Here is an 18,991-nt window from a genome sequence, read left to right as displayed (position 1 = left end):
CCAGCCTCCGCCAGGGCCGACACGCGACGGGGCTTGCCGTCGGCATCGATGGCGACGAACGTGAGCCGCCCGGTGGCGACCTCGGTGCCGGGACCGGCGGCGTTCCACCGCTCGGCGGTCACCCTGACCCCGACCGTCATGGATGTCCTCCCCGCACGTTCCAGCTCGGCGTGCACCGTGAGCAGGTCGCCGGCGCGCACCGGGGCCAAGAAGGTCATCCGGTCGACGGACACGGTCACCGCCGGCCCGTCGGCGTGCCGCCCGGCGGCAGCCGCCGCCGCGTCGTCGATCAGCTTCATCACCACGCCACCGTGAATGGTGCCGTACAGGTTGGTGTCGTGCTCGCTCATGATGTGCGCGAGCGTCACCCGGGAGTCGGCCGGGGGCTTCGTGGGGGTGGGCAGGGTGGCGTTCCGGTCGGCCACGTCAACTCTCCTTCGCGAGTCGCGGCAGGGGTGTAACCGCGCACACATAGGGGCGCGGGCAGTTGGCAGGTCTTCGGACTCGCGGGCGCGTCCTCGTCGTTCACCGAGGAGGACTCCTACTGACCGTCGCTTCCCAGGCCCTCCTCGGGCCCAGTGCGTATGACGGCGGTCGTTCCCGCTCACCGCTGCGGGGCAGTCCCGGATTCCCGCCGGGTTCCCTCTTGCGACGCATCCCGCCTGGCGGACGGGGCGAACCAGCTGCACGGCCAGCTTACGGGCCGCGCTCGTGGTGCCGATCCCGGGCGCCTCCAGTTTCCTGCCCGCCAGACACCTCGGCGCGATTCCGCCGCACATCGAACAGGGGAGTTTCCACCGGTGCTCGCACGTCAAGGGCGAGGACCGTGTAGGGCATCCACCTGATGAAAGGTCGGTTCGTGCCATGGTGGAGGCAGGACCTCCGGTACGACGGGTCACAGGCCGTCCGCCGATGCCGGTCAGGAGCTGACGAAGAGTTGACTTCTCGTCGGCTCTTCCAGGGCAGGTTGAGTACCTGTTCCGACGAGGTCATCCGGCTGTGGTCGGGTCAGGCCGTTGTCCCGGAATCGATGGGACGGTTGCACAGTGCTGTCTCGGACGGGGGTCTGACTCATGAGATCTATGACCGAAGTGTCCAGTCACAGGCGTGTCGACTGTCGTTGCGGGATGGCACCTGCAGGTACCGAGCCCCAGGACGTGTCCCAATAGGGGCCTTGCCGAGTTCCGGCGCCATCACGGTTCAGACCGCTCCTAGCGGGCCGGTGTCATCCACCCACCACGTCACCACCGGAAGGCGAACCACCATGACGACCAGACAGCGCAGCACCTCCTCCAGTACGGATCCTCTCGTGCGGAGAGAAGTCGTGCTGGGCGTGGACACGCACGGCGAGGTTCACGTCGCCGCCGTGATCTCCCCGCTCGGGAAGATCTTGGGAACCGAGTCCTTTCCGGCAACGACAGTCGGCTATCGGCAGCTTCTTGTCTGGGCCCGCAAGCGGGGGACGGTGCGCCGGGCCGGCGTCGAGGGCACCGGCACCTTCGGCGCGGGCCTGTCCCGCTACCTGCTAGCGCAGCAGGTCGAGGTATATGAGGTGAACCGGCCCGACCGCTCGGCCCGCCGGCAGTTGGGAAAGTCAGACCCGCTCGATGCGCAGGCCGCCGCGCGGGCCGTGCTCAGCGGTCGCGCCCGGGCCCGGGCCAAGTCCGGTGACGGTCCGGTGCACAGCGCCCGGATGTACAAGCTCGCCAAGGACTCCGCGGTCAAGGCCCGCACCCAGGCGATCAACCAGCTCAAGGCCGTCCTGGTCATCGCCGACCCCGCCCTGCGGGAACGGTTGTCGAGCTTGGGCAACGCCGAGCTGTTCCGCACCTGCGCGACCCTCAGCCCACCCGATGACGGGGGAGACGAGGACGCGGTGGCCCAGGCCACCCACCTGACGCTGCGCATGCTCGCCGAGCGCATCGAACAGCTCACCGGACAGATCAATGAGCTGAACCAGCGCCTGACCCGGCTCGTCGAACGCCACGCCCCACAGCTGCTCGAACCGGTGGGCATCGGTCCGGACAGCGCCGTCACTCTCCTGATCACCATGGGGGACAATCCCGAGCGGCTGAACACTGAGGCATCCTTTGCTGCCCTTTGCGGAGTCAGCCCAATCGAGTACTCCTCTGGCCGCCGGAGCACGCGCCGGCTCAACCATGGTGGCGACCGCCAGGCCAATGCCGCCCTGCACCGCATCGTCTTCACCCGGCTGCGCCACGACCCGCGCACCCAGGCGTACTACGAACGCCGCACGCAGGAAGGCAAGACTCGACGCGAGATCATCCGATGCCTCAAGCGATACGCAGCCCGCGAGGTCTTCAACCTGGTCAGACCGGTTTCCCGCACCCCTGCGTTATAGGGGCGTCCGTGAGACGTGAGAGGGTCTGGGGCGTGAGTGAGACACCCCCGAACACCCTGCAATACCGCTTTGACGGGCCAGAAGACGCTCCGGTCCTGATCCTGGGTCCCTCACTGGGTACCACATGGCACATGTGGGACCGGCAGGTCCCCGAGCTGACACAGCAGTGGCGGGTCTTCCGGTTCGACCTGCCGGGCCACGGCGGCGCGCCCGCGCATCCGGCCGGCTCGGTGACCGACCTGACCGCCCGGCTGCTGGCCACCCTCGACGGGCTGGGCGTGCAGCGGTTCGGGTACGCCGGCTGCGCGCTCGGCGGCGCGATCGGCTTGGAACTGGCCCTGCGCCACCCCGAGCGAGTGGCCTCCCTGGCCCTGATCGCCGCCTCGCCCCGGTTCGGAACGCCCGACGAGTTCCGTCAGCGCGGGGTGGTCGTCCGTACCAACGGCCTCGACCCCATCGCCCGTACGTCCCCGGACCGCTGGTTCACCAGCGGGTTCGCCGCCGCTCAGCCCGCGATCACCGACTGGGCCGTGCAGATGGTGCGCACCACCGACCCCGGCTGCTACATCGCCGCCTGCGAGGTGCTGGCCTCCTTCGACGTCCGGGCCGAACTGGGCCGGATCGGCGTGCCGACGCTCGTCCTGGTCGGCTCCGAGGACCAGGTCACCGGTCCGGCGGAGGCGCGCACCCTGGTGGCCGGCATCCCGGACGCGCGGCTCGCCGTGGTGCCCGGCGCCTCGCACCTGGTTCCGGTGGAGCAGCCCGCCGCCGTCACCGACCTGCTGGTCCGGCACTTCTCCACCGCCTGGCAGCCGGCCTTCGAGTCGAGCACGGGGCAGCTCGCCGTCGTGGCCGCTCCCCTCCGGCCGGTCCTGGCCCCGGCGCCGCAGGCTCCGCAGGGCGCGCCGATCGCGGAGATCGCCCCGGCGGCGGCGCCGCCCCAGGCGACGGGCGCCCCGGACCCTTACGACACCGGGCTCAAGATCCGCCGTGAGGTGCTGGGCGACGCGCACGTCGACCGGGAGCTGGCCGGGGCCGACGACTTCTCCGGCGAGTTCCAGGAGTTGCTCACGCGCTGCACCTGGGGCGGGATCTGGGACCGGCCCGGCCTGGACCGGCGCACCCGCAGCTGCGTCGCCCTCGCCGCCCTGGTCGCGGGCGGTCACGCCGAGGAGCTGGCCGCCCACACCAGGGCCGCCCTGCGCACCGGTCTCACCCCGGACGAGATCAAGGAGGTGCTGCTCCAGACGGCGGTGTACTGCGGGATGCCCGCCGCGGGCCGGGCCTTCCGGGTGGCCCAGCAGGTCATCCAGGAGGAGACGACCCCGACGGCGTGACACGGCCCGGCCCCACGGAGTCCTCCGCAGGCGGCTCCCCGCCCCCGGGGGAGCCGACGGGGCCACGGACCCGACCGGGAGGGAGAGGGGGAGAGCCGGGTGTCCGCCCTCGCCCACCCGCCGCCCTCGTCCGGCCACCCGCCGCCCTCGTCCGGCCACCCGCCGCCCTCGTCCGGCCGCCCCCGCCCTCGTCCGGCCGCCCCCGCCGCGACCACTCAGCTGGGTACCAGGAGCACCACCCCGCAGCGCGCGTCGAGGCGGCCTCGCGCGAGAGGATGGGGGGCATGAAGTTCACGAAGAAGTCGCACTCCTGCATCGTCCTCGAGAAGGACGGGCGCCGTCTCGTCGTCGACCCCGGCATGTTCAGCGAGGAGGACGCCGCGGCCGGCGCGGACGCGATCCTGGTCACGCACGAGCACCCGGACCACTTCGACGAGGCCCGGCTGCGCGCCGCCCTGGAGGCCCGTCCGGACGCCGAGGTGTGGACCCTGAAGTCCGTCGCGGACCAGCTCGCCGCGGCCTTCCCCGGCCGGGTGCACACCGTCGGCCACGGCGACACGTTCACCGCCGCCGGCTTCGACGTCCAGGTCCACGGCGAACTGCACGCGGTGATCCACCCGGACATCCCGCGCATCACCAACGTGGGCTACCTCATCGGCGGTGGCGTCTTCCACCCCGGTGACGCCCTCACCGTGCCGGACCAGCCGGTCGACACGCTGATGCTCCCGGTGATGGCCCCCTGGAGCAAGATCTCCGAAGTGATCGACTACGTCCGCGAGGTCAAGCCGCGGCGCGCCTACGACGTTCACGACGCCCTCCTCACCGACCTCGCCCGCCCCATCTACGACCGTCAGATCGGCGCCCTGGGCGGCGCCGAGCACCTGCGGCTGTCCCCGGGGGCGTCGGCCGACCTGTGAGGGCGGCCGGTGGACGGAGCGGGACCCGTTGTCGGTGCCGCCCGGTAGGTTGTGGAGCATGCGCATCGCGACCTGGAACGTGAACTCGATCACCGCCCGACTCCCGAGGCTGCTGGCCTGGCTGGAGAGCAGCGGCACCGACGTGCTGTGCCTCCAGGAGGCCAAGGTCGCCGAGGACCAGTTCCCGGTGGACCAGCTGCGCGAGCTGGGCTACGAAGCGGCGATCCACGCCACCGGCCGGTGGAACGGCGTGGCGGTGCTCTCCCGGGTGGGCCTGGCGGACGTGGTCAAGGGCCTGCCCGGCGATCCCGGCTACGAGGGCGCCGAGGAGCCCCGCGCGGTCTCCGCGACCTGCGGCCCGGTCCGCGTCTGGTCCGTCTACGTGCCCAACGGCCGCGAGGTGGACCACCCGCACTACGCCTACAAGCTGCAGTGGTTCGAGGCGCTGAAGGCGGCCGTGGCGGGCGACGCGGCCGGCAGCCGCCCCTTCGCCGTCCTCGGCGACTACAACGTCGCGCCGACCGACGAGGACGTCTACGACCGGGCGGCCTTCGAGGGCCTCACCCACGTCACCCCCGCCGAGCGCGCCGCGCTCGCCTCCCTGCGCGAGGCGGGCCTCGCGGACGTCGTCCCGCGGCCCCTGAAGTACGACCACCCGTACACCTACTGGGACTACCGCCAGCTCTGCTTCCCCAAGAACCGCGGCATGCGCATCGACCTGGTGTACGGGAACGAGCCCTTCGCCAAGGCGGTCAGCGACGCCTACGTCGACCGCGAGGAGCGCAAGGGCAAGGGCGCCTCGGACCACGCGCCCGTGGTGGTGGACCTCGACGTCTGAGGACGACACCGCCGTCCGGCCTGTGGTGCGCGAGGCGGTGCCGGTGCGACGCTGGGTCCATGAACATCCCGTTCGTGGGCAACTTCTGGAAGAAGCACGCGCCGTCCCTCGGCGTCGCCGTGGTCTCCGTCGGCGGCACCCCGGAACCCGGGGACCTCGCCGACCTGCTCTCCACCTGTGAGCTGCTGCGCGCCCAGGCCGCCGAGGCCGACGTCCGGCTCGACGAGTCGGCGGCCTCCCTGGCGGCGCTCGACCAGATGCTGCCGGGCTGGCGGGACGACGCCGAGAAGGTCTCCCGGCTGGGCAACGACGCGGGTCTCTACCTCGGAACGGTCATCGTGCGCACGGTCGCCGGCGCGGTCTGGGAGCTGTGGCCCAACGGCCATCCGGTCGTACGGCTGCTCTCCGGACGGGAGTTCGACGTGGTCGAGGCCGGTCTGGCCTGGGCGGACAGCGGCGTTCCCGAACTCTCGCAGCTCTACGCCGAGGTGGCCGAGAGCTGATCGCGGGGCCCGAACCGCACACCGGCGGGTCCCGCTCATCCAACCTCGACTACGATGTGCCGTTCACGGCCGTCGCAGGGGGCAGCGGCCCACAGAGCCATACCCGGCCGGCGGCAGCCGGAGATCACTGCTCGAACGGTGGGACGCACGGTCAACGGTCGTCCGCGTTCGAGGAGAAGGTCAGCTGCGCGCCGGACGGGATGCGCTCGCCGTCGCGTCGGCCGACGGATCCGGTTCCGGCAGGGGAGCCCGGGCCGCCCGGGTCACGTCCGCCACCAGTTCGACCACGTCCGGGCCGTACGCCTGGGAGTTGACCACCTTCAGCAGCAGCACGAAGGGATCGCCGCCGTACTTGCGGGCCAGCCGCTCGTGATGGCGGGCCAAGTAGCGGGTGCCGGCCTGGTTGTCGATGGCGCGCTGGCCGCAGAAGAGGAACACGGGCCTGGCCCCGGCGCTCTCGCCCATGGTGAGGCGGGCCAGCAGGACGTACTCCGTGACGCCGGGGTCCATCCGGTAGAGCTCCACGCCGATCCGGAAGGCCCCCCGGTCCGGGCCCGGCTCGGGATCGACGGTGACGCGCACCCCGGGCAGCATGGCCGCCATGTGGGCCAGCATGCGCCGGTTGGAGCCCGGCCCGCCCACACAGAACTCGGTGCGCTCACCGAAGCCCTGATGGGCCGTGTCCTGGGTGGCGACCTGGATGTGCGCGCCGCAGTCCTTGATCAGCGCGGACAGCTCCAGCAACGCGAACACGTCGAAGCGGTGGACCGCCGGCTCGGAGGTGGCCGGATCGCGGTTGACCACCAGCAGCGACTCGGAGTTGTCGGGCAGCCCGAAGAAGGCCTGCTTGCGGCGGAGCCTGCGCTTCCAAAGGTAGGTGCGGGCCAGCCAGCCGAGCGAGGCGCTGACGCCGGCGGCGATCACACCCAGGACGATGTTGCGCACGTCGTCGTTCATGGCCGCGCATGCTAGCGGCTCGGCGACGACCCGTGACGTACCGGTGTTCGACGCGGGGTAACCCGATCGGGCGCGTTCGCGATGCGCCTGACGGGACCATGGCAATGAATTAAGCTGCGCGGACGGTCAGGCAACCGAGCCACAAACCAGCGTGGAGGTGCGGATGCGTCGCCCTGTCGCACGGAAACTGGCGGTCCTCGCGGTCTCGGCCGCCGTGGTGTCGGTGGGAGCGGCGGCGCCGCCCGCCGCGCACCCGGGCACCGTGCCGAGAGCGGTCACCAAGGTCCCCGTGGCCGTCGGCTACGGCGGCGCCGTGGCCAGCGTCGACGCGGACGCCTCCGCGGCCGGCATCGAGGTGCTGAGGAAGGGCGGCAACGCCGTCGACGCGGCCGTCGCCACCGCCGCGGCCCTCGGCGTCACCGAGCCCTACTCCTCCGGCATCGGGGGCGGCGGCTACTTCGTCTACTACGACGCCCGTACCCGCACCGTCCACACGATCGACGGCCGCGAGAGGGCGCCGCTGACCGCCGACTCCGGCCTGTTCCTGGAGAACGGCAAGCCGCTCCCGTTCGACACCGCCGTCACCAGCGGCCTGAGCGTCGGCACGCCGGGCACCGCCGCCACCTGGCAGACCGCCCTGGACGAGTGGGGCACCAGGCGGCTCGGCACGGTGCTGCGGCCCGCCGAACGCCTCGCCCGCGACGGGTTCACCGTCGACGACACCTTCCGCTCGCAGACCGCCGCCAACGAGACCCGCTTCCGCTACTTCCCCGACACCGCCAAGCTCTTCCTGCCCGGCGGCCGGCTGCCCGTCGTCGGCTCGACGTTCAAGAACCCGGACCTCGCGCGGACTTACCAGGAACTGGCGAGGAAGGGCGTCGGGGCGATCTACCACGGCGACCTAGGCGACGACATCGTCGACACCGTCGACCACCCGCCGGTCGCCGTGAACGCGGGCTGGAACGCGCGCCCCGGCAAGCTGACCGAGAAGGACCTCGCCGCCTACCGCGCCGAACTCCAGGCCCCGACCCGGGTCTCCTACCGCGGCCTGAACGTGTACTCCATCGCGCCCTCCTCCTCCGGCGGCACCACCGTCGGCGAGGCGCTCAACATCCTGGAGCGGACCGACCTCTCGAAGGCGAGCGAGGTCCAGTACCTGCACCACTACATCGAGGCGAGCCGCATCGCCTTCGCCGACCGCGGCCGCTGGGTCGGCGACCCCGCCTTCGAGAACGTCCCCACCAAGCAGCTGCTGTCGCAGAAGTACGCCGACTCGCGGGCCTGCCTCATCAAGGACGACGCCGTCCTCACCAGCCCCCTCGCCCCCGGCGACCCGCGCCACCCCGCCGCCTGCGGCACCGGCGGCAAGGCGGCCCCGACGACCTACGAGGGCGACAACACCACCCACCTCACGGTCGCCGACCGGTGGGGCAACGTGGTCTCCTACACCCTCACCATCGAGCAGACCGGCGGCAGCGGCATCACCGTGCCCGGCCGCGGCTTCCTGCTCAACAACGAGCTGACCGACTTCTCCTTCAGCCCGGCCGACCCGGCCGTGCACGACCCGAACCTGCCCGGCCCGGGCAAGCGGCCCCGGTCCTCCATCTCGCCGACGATCGTCCTGGACGCGCACAACCGGCCGGTGGTCGCGCTGGGTTCGCCCGGTGGCGCGACCATCATCACCACGGTGCTGCAGACCCTCACCGGCTTCCTCGACCGGCGCCTGCCGCTGGTCGACGCCATCGCCGCACCCCGCGCCAGCCAGCGCAACGCCGCCAGAACCGAGCTCGAACCCGGCCTCTACGACAGCCCGTTGCGCGGAAAGCTGGAGGCGATCGGCCACTCCTTCACCCTCAACCCCGAGATCGGCGCGGCCACCGGCGTCCAGCGTCTGCCCGACGGCCGCTGGCTCGCCGCGGCCGAGAAGGTCCGCAGGGGCGGCGGCTCGGCGATGGTGGTGCGTCCGGCGCCGTAGGGCCCGGACGGAGCCCGCCGCCCGGCCCGGACGGCGCGTACCACCGGGCCCTACGGGCCGCGGAGCGCCCGGGGCCCGAACGGCCGTCGAACGCCCGGAACATGAACGGGCCCGCCTTCCCCTGCGGGGGAGGCGGGCCCGTCGCCCGTGCGGTCCTCACTCGTCACTAGCCGGGCGGCGCCGCGGGCGGGGGAGATGGGGCGGACGCCGGCTCCTCGTCCCGGGCGAGGAAGACGAGCTGGTCGTCCTCGGCGTCCACCGTGACCCGGCTGCCCTCGCCGATCCGCCCGTCCAGCAGCAGCCGGGACATCCGGTTGTCCACCTCGCGCTGGATGGTCCGGCGCAGCGGCCGCGCGCCGTACTCCGGCTGGAAGCCGCGCCGCGCCAGCCAGTCCACGGCCGGGTCGGTGAACTCGACGGTGACGCCCTGGGCGTGCAGCAGCCGCCGCGTCTTCTCCAGCAGCAGGTTCGTGATCTGCCGCAGCTGCTCGGCGGTGAGCTGACGGAAGACGACGATCTCGTCGATGCGGTTGAGGAACTCCGGCCGGAAGTGCTCGCGCAGCGGCCGCAGGATCTGCTCGCGCCGCGCCTCCTCGTCCGCGTCGGCCCCGCCCGCACCGAAACCGATGCCGGCGCCGCGCCGGGTGATGGCCTCGGAACCGAGGTTGCTGGTCATCACGATCACCGTGTTGGCGAAGTCCACCGTGCGGCCCTGCGAGTCGGTGAGCCGGCCGTCGTCGAGCACCTGGAGCAGGATGTTGAAGACGTCCGGGTGGGCCTTCTCCACCTCGTCGAGCAGCAGCAGCGAGTACGGGTGCCGGCGCACCACCTCGGTGAGCTGACCGGCCTCCTCGTGGCCGACGTACCCGGGCGGGGCGCCCACCAGCCGGCTGACGGTGTGTCGCTCCTGGTACTCGCTCATGTCGAGGCGGACCATGCGCTCCTCGCTGCCGAACAGCGCCTCCGCCAGCGCCCGGGCCAGCTCGGTCTTGCCGACGCCGGTCGGGCCGAGGAACAGGAAACTGCCGATCGGCCGGTCGGGGCTGGACAGCCCGGCGCGCGAGCGCAGCACCGCCTCGGCGACCACGCTCACCGCCTCCTCCTGGCCGACCACCCGTTCGTGCAGGTGCTCCTCCAGGCCGAGCAGCCGCTCCTTCTCCTCCTGGGTGAGGCTGCTGACCGGGATGCCGGTCTGCCGGGACACCACCTCGGCGATGGCCTCCGCCGTCACCTCCAGGTGCTGCCCCTCGTCCGCCTCGCCGTCCCCGCCGGCCTCGGCGATGCGCTGCTTCAGCTCGACGATCCGGTCGCGCAGCTGCGTGGCCTGCTCGTACTGCTCGTCCGCGACCGCCTGGTCCTTGTCGAGCGCGAGCTGCTCGACCTCGCGCTCCATGGCCCGTACGTCCGTGCCCTTGGTCCGCGCCCGCAGCCGTACCCGCGCGCCGGCCTGGTCGATCAGGTCGATCGCCTTGTCCGGCAGCCGCCGGTCGGGGAGGTAGCGGTCGGACAGCTCCACCGCGGCCACCAGCGCCTCGTCGGTGTAGCGGACCTGGTGGTGGGCCTCGTAGCGGTCGCGCAGCCCGCGCAGGATCTCCAAGGCGTCCGCGACGGTCGGCTCGGGCACCAGGATCGGCTGGAACCGGCGGGCCAGCGCCGCGTCCTTCTCGATCCGCCGGTACTCCTCCAGCGTCGTCGCGCCCACGATGTGCAGCTCGCCGCGGGCCAGGGCCGGCTTGAGGATGTTCCCGGCGTCCATCGAGCCGCCCTCGCCGCCGCCACCGGCGCCGACCACCGTGTGCAGCTCGTCGATGAAGACGATCAGGCGTTCGGAGTTGGTGCGGATCTCGGTGACGATGTTGTTCAGCCGCTCCTCGAAGTCACCCCGGTAGCGGGTGCCCGCGACCACACCGGTCAGGTCGAGGGCCACCACCCGGCGGCCGAGCAGTATGTCCGGCACGTCGCCGTCGGCGATGCGCTGCGCGAGTCCTTCGACGATGGCGGTCTTGCCCACACCCGCGTCGCCGATCAGCACCGGGTTGTTCTTCCCGCGCCGGGAGAGCACCTCGATGGTCTGTTCGATCTCCTGGTCCCGACCGATCACCGGGTCGATACGGCCCTGCCGGGCCAGGTCGGTGAGATCGCGGCCGTACTTGTCCAGGGTGGGCGTGGCACTGCTCCGCTGGCGCTCGGCGCCCGGCGGCGCGGCGGCCTCGGTCGTCTCCGGGGGCAGGCCGGAGGCGGCGAAGCGGGCCGCGTTCAGGATGTGCCCGGCCGCCGAGTCGGGGTTCGCGGCGAGCGCGCTGAGCACGTGCTCGGGGCCGATGTATCCGGCGCCGCTCGCCCGCGCCATGTCGTGCGCGTCCAGCAGGGCGCGCTTGACGGCCGGGGTGAGGGACAGCGTCGAGGGCGGTGGCGGATCGCCCGGCTGCTGCTGGGTGGGTCCGGACCGCTCGTCGATCTGGCTGGCCATCGAGTCCGGGTCCGCCCCGGCCCGGCTGAGCAGGCTGCGGGTGGGCTCGGTGGAGAGCGCCGCCCGGAGCAGGTGCTCGGTGTCCAGGTCCCGGCTGCCGTGATCGGCGGCGTACTGCGCCGCGCCCTTGACGAGTTCCCGGGCGGGCTGGCTGAGCAGCCTGCCGATGTCGACGTGCCGGGGACCGGGGCGGGGTCCGCCGAAGAACCGGGCGAAGAATTCGCCGAAGGGGTCACCCTCCGGGCCGACGTAGCCGCTGGTCATCGCTTTCCGTTCCTTCGCTGACGTGTGGCTCCCGCCGGGTAACCGGGTAGGCGGGGCGTCATGCAACGCTGACACGTTCGGTTCGGGTCGGCATGTCGGGCGGCTATGGAGGCGGGGGCGACGTCGGTGCGCCGGGTGGGGGACGGCCGGGGGCGCTCACGTCCCGCGCGGCGGGGCCGCGTGTCGACGCGGCCCCGCGTCCCCTCGGGGGCGCCCCGAAGGGCCGGTGCGGTCAGCGGGCGGTGAGGATCCTGGGGCCCGAGTCCGTGATCGCCACCGTGTGTTCCACGTGGGCCGCCCGGGAGCCGTCGTCGGTGCGGAGGGTCCAGCCGTCGGGGGCCGCGTGGTAGCCGTCGGCGCCGCCGGCGATGAGCATGGGCTCGATGGCCAGCACCATGCCGTGGCGCAGGGGCAGGCCGCGGCCCGGGCGTCCCTCGTTGGGCACCCCGGGGTCCTCGTGCATGTGGCGGCCCACGCCGTGGCCGCCGAAGCCCTCCGGGATGCCGTAGCCCGCCGTACGGCACACCGAGCCGATGGCGTGGGCGATGTCGCCGATGCGGTTGCCGACGACGGCGGCCCCGATGCCGGCGGCCAGCGCCCGCTCGGCGGTCTCGATCAGCCTCAGGTCCGCGGGCCGGGGCCGGCCCACGACGAAGCTGATCGCCGAGTCGCCGACCCAGCCGCCCAGCTCGGCGCCGAAGTCCAGGGAGACCAGATCGCCGTCGCGCAGCCGGTACGCGGTGGGCACGCCGTGCACGATGGCGTCGTTGACCGAGGCGCACAGCACGGCGGGGAAGGGGACCGGCGCGAAGGAGGGCCGGTAGCCGAGGAACGGCGAGGTCGCGCCCGCCTCGCGCAGCACGTCGTGCGCGACCTCGTCCAGCTCCAGCAGGGAGACGCCCACGCCGGCGGCGTCCCGGGCGGCGGTGAGGGCCCGCGCCACGACCTGGCCGGCCTCGTGCATGGCATCGATCGATGTGTCCGTCTTCAGTTCCACCATGCCAATTACTATACCGGTATTTGAATCCCGGTCGACGCAGTAGGATGACGGCATGGTGCGCACCCCCCTGACCCCGGAAGAGCGCGAGCGCGGCGAGCGGCTCGGCCGGCTGCTGCGCGAGGCCCGCGGCGACCGCAGCATGACGGAGATCGCGGCGCGCGCCGGCATCTCGGCGGAGACGCTGCGCAAGATCGAGACCGGCCGCGCCCCGACGCCGGCCTTCTTCACGGTCGCCGCCGTGGCCGGCGCCCTCGGGCTCTCGATGGACGAGCTGGCGGGGCGGTGCGCGCCGGCCGTCCCGGCCGCGATCTGACGAGGCGGACGCGGCCGGGCGCGGGCGGGGCGGCGTCGCCCTCGTGAGGGGCGCACGCCGGCCCGGCGGGCGTCAGGGCGCGGACGCGGGGTCCTGCCTCGTGGGCCCGCCCGGCCTGGGAACCTGCGGATCGGCCGGCGCGGCCGCCGAGCGGTCCGCCTCCGGCCGCCGGGCCGCGGGCCGGCTCCTCGCCCAGGCCGTCAGCCGGGGGTCGTCCAGGGAGGCCACCCACAGGTCCGCGAGGGCCGCGGTCTCCGGGTCGGGCGGCGGACCCACCCCGACGACCCGGAGCCCCGCGGCCACCGCGGCCTTCAGCCCGTTGGCCGAGTCCTCCACGGCCAGGGCGCTCCCGCCGGGCACGCCGAGCCGCCGTACGGCCTCCGCGTAGGTGTCCGGGTGGGGTTTGGGCCGGATCCGGTCGTCGGGCACGACGATGTGCCGGAAGTGCCGGTGTAAGTCGACCGCCTCCAGGGAGAACCGGACCACGTCCGCGGGGCAGTTGCTGGCGACGGCCAGCGGCGCGACCCGGTCCATGGCCCGCACCAGCTCCCTGGCTCCGCGCGTGATCGCGGGATCGCGGGCGGCCAGGGCGCGGAAGGTGCCCAGCAGTTGCCCGGTCATCTCCTCGGCGTGGCCCGGTTCGCCGACGAGTTCGGCCATGAGGGCTCCGCAGTCCCGGTAGTGCAGGCCCTTCGCGCGCTCCGCGAACTCGGCGTCGGGGGCGTGGCCGAAGGCGCGCAGCACCACGGCGCGGGCCCGCTGCCAGTGCTGCTCGGAGTCCACCAGTGTGCCGTCGCAGTCGAAGACGACGGCTTCGGGGGTCCAGTCGGGGTCAAGCGCGGGAGTTCTGGTCATGTGCTCCTGCCGTTCTGGCACGGGGCGGAACCGCCGGGAGAGTCGACTGGATCCGCCGGTCAATGGGCGACGGTGCGCCTGCAGTGCATCCTTCACTTCGGGGAAGTTGGAAACCGCAGGCAAAGAAGTCAGGTCGACGAAAGCGGCGGTCACACGCGGTCGACCGCGGTGTTCCTGCACGCCTTCGGAACCCTAAACACCATGAACGGTACGCTCCGCTTAGTGCTCGATGGACGTTTGCCGACGCAATACGCACGTGTGGGTGACGAGGCGTCGGGGTCCGGCCCGGCTGCCTGCCTGCCTGCCTGCCTGCCTGCCTGCCTGCCTGCCTGCGAGCGGGGCGGCGCCGCGGCCCGGTCGGCCCGTGGCCACCGCCCGGCCGGCCACGTCCCTCGGCGAGGGGCGGAGAGCGGGGCGACGGGCGCGGCGGCAGGCGGGCGGCGGACGCGGTACCGCGCGGAGCGACAGGCACGGCGGGCGGTGCCGCCGACGCCCCGGCCCGCGCCACGGGCCCCGCCGCGTCGTCCCCCTCGAAGCCCGGCGGTTCCGGGCGGCGCGCGGGGGCGGACCGGCCGTGGGTTCCCGTACCCGAAGCAGCTCCGAGCGTGCGACCCGCGCGCGGGACGGGCCGGTCGCGCGGAAGTGTGCCGGTCGCACGGAGCCGAGCCGGTCGCACGGAGCCGGGCCGGTCGCGCGCCCGCGTGCCGGGCCGGTCCGGGCCCTCGTGCGCGGTGGTGATCCGCCCGCGGTGCGCCGCGGTGCCCTGCCGTGCCCGCCGCACCCCGGCGGGCCCCGGCGCGCCCGGGGCGGCCGGGGCGGCTCCTTGCGTGGCCACACGCCCCGGCGGACCGGCGCGCCCGCCACTCACCCACCGGAGTGCGAAACACGATCGACTCAGCGGGTTCACGGCGATGGTCTTGGCAAGGCCGCCCGGGAGGCTTACGTTCGAGCCTCTAGGCCTGTTCTACGGGCGTAGAGGCTCTGACGTACGTCGAAGGAGCTGCTCATGGCCGCTGCCGTCCGTGCGGCCCCGGTCCAGGCCACCTGGGCCCGGGGCGCCGCGCCCATGACCGCCGGGCGCGAGGAGCCCGCCCGCCGGGCCGTCGCGGTGGCCGTCGCCGTGCCGTCGCCCGCCGCCCGCGCGGGCCTCCGCCTTCGAGCAGTGACCGCCGCCCGTCGCCCCGGCCCCCCGGAGACCAGGGCAACCTAGGAGGGACCCCGTGAACGACCTCTACGACCGCCACCGGGCCGTCCTGCCCGACTGGCTCGCGCTCTACTACGAGGACCCGATCGAGATCACCCACGGCGAGGGCCGCCACGTCTGGGACAGTCAGGGCAGGCGCTACCTCGACTTCTTCGGCGGGATCCTCACCACGATGACCGCGCACGCGCTGCCCGAGGTCACCAAGGCGGTCAGCGAGCAGGCCGGGCGGATCCTCCACTCCTCCACCCTCTACCTCAACCGGCCGATGGTGGAACTCGCCGAGCGCATCGCCAAGTTGAGCGGCATCCCGGACGCCCGGGTCTTCTTCACCACCTCCGGCACCGAGGCCAACGACACCGCGCTGCTGCTGGCGACGACCCACCGCCGCAGCAACACCCTCCTGGCCATGCGCAACAGCTACCACGGACGTTCCTTCAGCACGGTCGGCATCACCGGCAACCGCTCCTGGTCCCCGAGTTCGCTCTCCCCGCTGCAGACCCTCTACGTCCACGGCGGCGTCCGCTCCCGCGGCCCCTTCGCCCACCTCGACGACGCCGCCTTCATCGCGGCCTGCGTCGACGACCTGAAGGACCTCCTCGGCCACACCCGCCCGCCCGCCGCGCTGATCGCCGAGCCCATCCAGGGCGTCGGCGGCTTCACCTCCCCGCCCGACGGCCTGTACGCGGCCTTCCGCGACGTCCTGCGCGAGCACGGCATCCTGTGGATCTCCGACGAGGTGCAGACCGGCTGGGGACGCACCGGCGAGCACTTCTGGGGCTGGCAGGCGCACGGGCGCAGCGGACCGCCCGACATCCTCACCTTCGCCAAGGGCATCGGCAACGGCATGTCCATCGGCGGGGTCGTCGCCCGCGCCGAGATCATGAACTGCCTCGACGCCAACAGCATCTCCACCTTCGGCGGCACCCAGATCACCATGGCGGCCGGCCTCGCCAACCTCAACTACCTGCTGGAGCACGACCTCCAGGGCAACGCCCGCCGGGTCGGCGGCCTGCTCATCGAGCGGCTGCGGGCCGTCGCCGCCCAGCTGCCCGGCGTCCGTGAGGTGCGCGGACGCGGACTGATGATCGGCGTCGAACTCGCCCGGCCGGATACCGGAGAGGCCGACCCGCGGGCCGCCGCCGCGGTGCTGGAGGCGGCCCGTGAGGGCGGCCTGCTCATCGGCAAGGGCGGCGGCCACGACACCAGCGCCCTGCGCATCGCCCCGCCGCTCTCCCTCACCGTCGCGGAGGCCGAGGAGGGCGCCGCCGTCCTGGAGAACGCGCTGCGCGCCGCGTACTGAGGAGCCACGCACCGAGCAACGAGCCACGAAAAAGGGGAACGTCGCCATGACCATCTCCTCGGACCGACCCCTGACAGCGCACCGGCCCGGCGGGCCCGATGCCGGGCGCCTGCCCGAACCCGCCCTGTCCGTACGCGAGGTGCTCGCCCTGGAACGGGTCCTCGCCGGCCGCCCGGAGGTGGTGGCAGGCGCCGGCCGGCTCGACCAGCCGGTGCGCTGGGTGCACGTCGCCGAGGCGGCCGATGTCGGCGTGATGCTCAGCGGCGGCGAGATGGTGCTCACCACCGGTGTGCTGCTCGCCGGCGACGAGGGCAAACAGGCCGAGTACATCCGCTCCCTGCACCGGGCGGAGGCGGCGGCCGTCGTCCTCGGCCTCGGCCGGGCCTTCCCGACGCCGCCGGACGTGATGCGCCGGGCCGCCGAGCGGTGCGGGCTGCCGCTGGTGGTCCTGCACCGCCCGTTCCCCTTCGCCGAGTTGACCGAGGAGGTCCAGTCCCGGCTGGTGCGGCGCAAGTACGCCGCCGTCAGCCTGTCCGAGGCCGTACGCTCCGCGCTCACCGCGCTCATCACCGCGGGCGCCCCCCTGCAGGCACTGCTCGACGAGATCGCCCGGCACAGCGCCTGCCCCGTCGTCGTCACCAACCTCGCCCACCGAGTCCTCGCCACGGCCGGGGAGCGGCCGGCCGTGGACGATGTGCTGCGCGACTGGGAACGCATCGCGCGGCAGGCCGGCGCCGGTGAGGGCGACGGCTGGATCCGCGCCGAACTCGGCGGGCGCGGGGAGCGGTGGGGCAGGATCGTGCTGTGCGGCCACCGCGGGGACACCGCCACCGGACGGCTGCTCGCCGACCGGGCCGCCGAGGCCCTCGTCCTGCACCGCATGCTCGGCGGCGACGCGGGCCGCACCTGGGAGGAGCAATCCGCGCGGAGCCTGCTGACCGACCTGGCCGGCGGCGCCGTACCGGTCCGGCAGCTGCTGCCCCGGGCGCGGGCGGCGGGACTGCCGGTCAACCGGCGGGTGTTCGTGCCGCTGGTCGTCCAGGGCGGCGAACCGGCCGAACTCGACCGGCTGCTCAGGCTGCTGGGCCTGACCGGACTCGTCGCCGAGCTGGCCGACGGCGTCACCGCCGTCCTGCTCAGCCTCGCCCGCGACCAGGACGCCCGCGCCCTCACCGAGCACTTCGCCGCCCGGCTGCGCGGGACGGCGGGGGCCGCCCGCACGGTCGTCGCCGCCGCGGACCCCCGCACCGCCTGGGACGAGGTGCCCGCCGGACTGCGCGAGGCCCGGCACGTCGCCGACGCCGTCGCCGGCTTCGGCCCCGCCCTCGGCCTGCCGGCCGTCGTCCGGCTCGGGGACGTCCATCTGCGCGGCCTGGTCCGGCTGCTGCGCGAGAACCCGCACGTGCAGTCCTTCGCCGAGCGGGAGCTGGACGGGCTGCTGTGCGACGCCGGCCAGGAACTGCTGGACGTCCTGCGCACGTACCTGGCCACCGGCCGCAACAAGTCCCGCACCGCGCAGCTCCACCATGTCTCCCGGCCCGCCCTCTACCGCCGCCTGGAGGCCATACAGGGGCGCCTCGGAGTGGACCTGGACGACTTCGAACAGGCCGCCTCCGTGCACATAGCCCTTCTCGCGCACGACGCGCAACGGCAGTGACACCCACGACCACCTGGGGAAACACCGGTGAGACGGGGGACGGGGCCGCAGTGACACGGTGACACGCCGCACCCCGGCGGACGTGACACCGTGCACCTCCGACCGGGTTCCCGCGCTCCCTACGCTCACCGCACACCGACCGAGCAGCGGAGGTCCCGATGAGCCGAGTGATCCGAGCCGCCGTCTTCCAGACCGCCTGGACCGGCGACAAGGAGTCCATGATCCGCGTCCACGAGCAGGCGGCCCGCGACGCCGCCGCTCAGGGCGCCCAAGTCCTGTGCTTCCAGGAGCTGTTCTACGGACCGTACTTCTGTCAGGTCCAGGACCCCGCCTTCTACGAGTACGCCGAGCGGATCCCCGAGGGACCCGTCGTGCGGCGCTTCCAGACGCTCGCCCGCGAACTGGGCATCGTCCTCGTCCTGCCGATGTACGAGGAGGAACAACCCGGCGTCCTCTACAACACCGCCGCCGTCATCGACGCGGACGGCAGCTACCTCGGCAAGTACCGCAAGACCCACATCCCCCAAGTACGGGGCTTCTGGGAGAAGTTCTACTTCCGCCCGGGCAACAGCGGCTGGCCGGTCTTCGACACCGCCGTCGGCAGGGTCGGCGTCTACATCTGCTACGACCGGCACTTCCCGGAGGGCTGGCGGGCGCTCGGCCTGTCCGGCGCCGAACTCGTCTTCAATCCCTCGGCCACCAGCCGAGGCCTGTCCGGCTACCTGTGGCAGCTGGAGCAGCCGGCGGCGGCCGTCGCCAACGAGTACTTCGTCGGCGCGATCAACCGGGTCGGCATGGAGGAACTGGGCGACAACGACTTCTACGGCACGTCGTACTTCGTCGACCCCGAGGCGCAGTTCGTCGGCGAGGTGGCGAGCGACAAGGAGAGCGAACTCGTCGTACGCGACCTGGACCTCGCCAAGCTGCGCGAGGTGCGCGACCGCTGGCAGTTCTACCGCGACCGCGCGCCGGGCACGTACGACCCGCTGACGGCGCCGTAAGGAGCACCGGCCACCGAAGGCGCCCCCCGGGGCGCGAG

15 protein-coding genes, 1 pseudogene and 1 riboswitch are annotated in these 18,991 nt (G+C 73.2%); of the genes and pseudogenes, 11 read left to right on the top strand and 5 right to left on the bottom strand.

Going from position 1 to position 18,991, the window contains the following annotated elements; genetic code table 11:
• Window positions 1–20: 20 nt before the first annotated feature.
• Window positions 21–350, bottom strand: a pseudogene (locus ACH5A8_RS06855) (acyl-CoA thioesterase); the annotation flags it as partial.
• Window positions 351–471: 121 nt separating this feature from the next.
• A riboswitch (cobalamin riboswitch) is annotated at window positions 472–699 on the bottom strand.
• A 565-nt stretch (window positions 700–1,264) separates the two neighbouring features.
• Here ACH5A8_RS06855 and ACH5A8_RS06850 point away from each other — a divergent pair.
• From ACH5A8_RS06850 to ACH5A8_RS06830, 5 genes are all read left to right on the top strand, one after another.
• Window positions 1,265–2,362, top strand: coding sequence for an IS110 family transposase (locus ACH5A8_RS06850; protein WP_398998765.1), 1,098 nt, complete (start codon window positions 1,265–1,267; stop codon window positions 2,360–2,362).
• Window positions 2,363–2,394: 32 nt separating this feature from the next.
• On the top strand, window positions 2,395–3,699 hold the full coding sequence (locus tag ACH5A8_RS06845) for an alpha/beta fold hydrolase (protein WP_398998763.1): 1,305 nt from the start codon (window positions 2,395–2,397) through the stop codon (window positions 3,697–3,699).
• A 284-nt stretch (window positions 3,700–3,983) separates the two neighbouring features.
• Entirely contained in the window at window positions 3,984–4,616 is a 633-nt protein-coding gene (locus tag ACH5A8_RS06840; protein WP_398998761.1) for an MBL fold metallo-hydrolase, read from the top strand.
• A 58-nt stretch (window positions 4,617–4,674) separates the two neighbouring features.
• Window positions 4,675–5,454: an exodeoxyribonuclease III gene (locus tag ACH5A8_RS06835; RefSeq protein ID WP_398998759.1), complete on the top strand. Its 780-nt coding sequence runs from the start codon at window positions 4,675–4,677 to the stop codon at window positions 5,452–5,454.
• A gap of 59 nt (window positions 5,455–5,513) precedes the next feature.
• Window positions 5,514–5,957, top strand: a complete 444-nt coding sequence (locus tag ACH5A8_RS06830; protein ID WP_398998757.1) for a DUF6278 family protein — start codon at window positions 5,514–5,516, stop codon at window positions 5,955–5,957.
• Between the two features lie 180 nt (window positions 5,958–6,137).
• Here the strand turns inward: ACH5A8_RS06830 and ACH5A8_RS06825 are convergent, their stop codons facing one another.
• Window positions 6,138–6,914 carry a hypothetical protein gene (locus ACH5A8_RS06825; protein WP_398998756.1) on the bottom strand — a complete coding sequence of 259 codons (777 nt, stop codon included), beginning with the start codon at window positions 6,912–6,914 and terminating at the stop codon, window positions 6,138–6,140.
• Window positions 6,915–7,077: 163 nt separating this feature from the next.
• On the opposite strand from ACH5A8_RS06825, the gene ggt reads away from it, so the two are divergent.
• Window positions 7,078–8,889, top strand: coding sequence for a gamma-glutamyltransferase (gene ggt, locus ACH5A8_RS06820; protein WP_398998754.1), 1,812 nt, complete (start codon window positions 7,078–7,080; stop codon window positions 8,887–8,889).
• Between the two features lie 166 nt (window positions 8,890–9,055).
• On the opposite strand, the gene ACH5A8_RS06815 is transcribed toward ggt, so the two are convergent.
• Both ACH5A8_RS06815 and map read right to left on the bottom strand, forming a co-directional pair.
• Entirely contained in the window at window positions 9,056–11,623 is a 2,568-nt protein-coding gene (locus ACH5A8_RS06815) for an ATP-dependent Clp protease ATP-binding subunit (protein ID WP_398998752.1), read from the bottom strand.
• Window positions 11,624–11,855: 232 nt separating this feature from the next.
• The gene (gene map / locus ACH5A8_RS06810) at window positions 11,856–12,623 is read right to left on the bottom strand and encodes a type I methionyl aminopeptidase (protein ID WP_398998750.1); all 768 of its coding nucleotides are present in this window, start codon (window positions 12,621–12,623) and stop codon (window positions 11,856–11,858) included.
• Between the two features lie 52 nt (window positions 12,624–12,675).
• On the opposite strand from map, the gene ACH5A8_RS06805 reads away from it, so the two are divergent.
• Window positions 12,676–12,936, top strand: coding sequence for a helix-turn-helix domain-containing protein (locus ACH5A8_RS06805; protein WP_398998748.1), 261 nt, complete (start codon window positions 12,676–12,678; stop codon window positions 12,934–12,936).
• Window positions 12,937–13,008: 72 nt separating this feature from the next.
• Here ACH5A8_RS06805 and ACH5A8_RS06800 read toward each other — a convergent pair whose 3' ends face one another.
• Window positions 13,009–13,791 (bottom strand): HAD family hydrolase, encoded by a 783-nt coding sequence (locus ACH5A8_RS06800; protein WP_398998745.1) that lies wholly within the window; start codon window positions 13,789–13,791, stop codon window positions 13,009–13,011.
• A 1,006-nt stretch (window positions 13,792–14,797) separates the two neighbouring features.
• On the opposite strand from ACH5A8_RS06800, the gene ACH5A8_RS06795 reads away from it, so the two are divergent.
• From ACH5A8_RS06795 to ACH5A8_RS06780, 4 genes are all read left to right on the top strand, one after another.
• Window positions 14,798–15,001, top strand: coding sequence for a hypothetical protein (locus tag ACH5A8_RS06795; RefSeq protein ID WP_398998743.1), 204 nt, complete (start codon window positions 14,798–14,800; stop codon window positions 14,999–15,001).
• A 10-nt stretch (window positions 15,002–15,011) separates the two neighbouring features.
• On the top strand, window positions 15,012–16,295 hold the full coding sequence (locus tag ACH5A8_RS06790; RefSeq protein ID WP_398998741.1) for an aspartate aminotransferase family protein: 1,284 nt from the start codon (window positions 15,012–15,014) through the stop codon (window positions 16,293–16,295).
• Window positions 16,296–16,341: 46 nt separating this feature from the next.
• Window positions 16,342–17,952, top strand: coding sequence for a PucR family transcriptional regulator (locus tag ACH5A8_RS06785; RefSeq protein ID WP_398998739.1), 1,611 nt, complete (start codon window positions 16,342–16,344; stop codon window positions 17,950–17,952).
• Between the two features lie 158 nt (window positions 17,953–18,110).
• A complete protein-coding gene (locus ACH5A8_RS06780) occupies window positions 18,111–18,953 on the top strand; it encodes a nitrilase-related carbon-nitrogen hydrolase (RefSeq protein ID WP_398998737.1) in 843 nt (280 codons plus the stop codon).
• Window positions 18,954–18,991 lie beyond the last annotated feature (38 nt).

Origin of the sequence: Streptomyces sp. NPDC018610 (assembly GCF_044391765.1) — a bacterium.
GTDB lineage: Bacteria > Actinomycetota > Actinomycetes > Streptomycetales > Streptomycetaceae > Streptomyces.
Note: the sequence above shows the minus strand (reverse complement) of the source record. Positions and strands in the feature narration are given on the sequence as shown.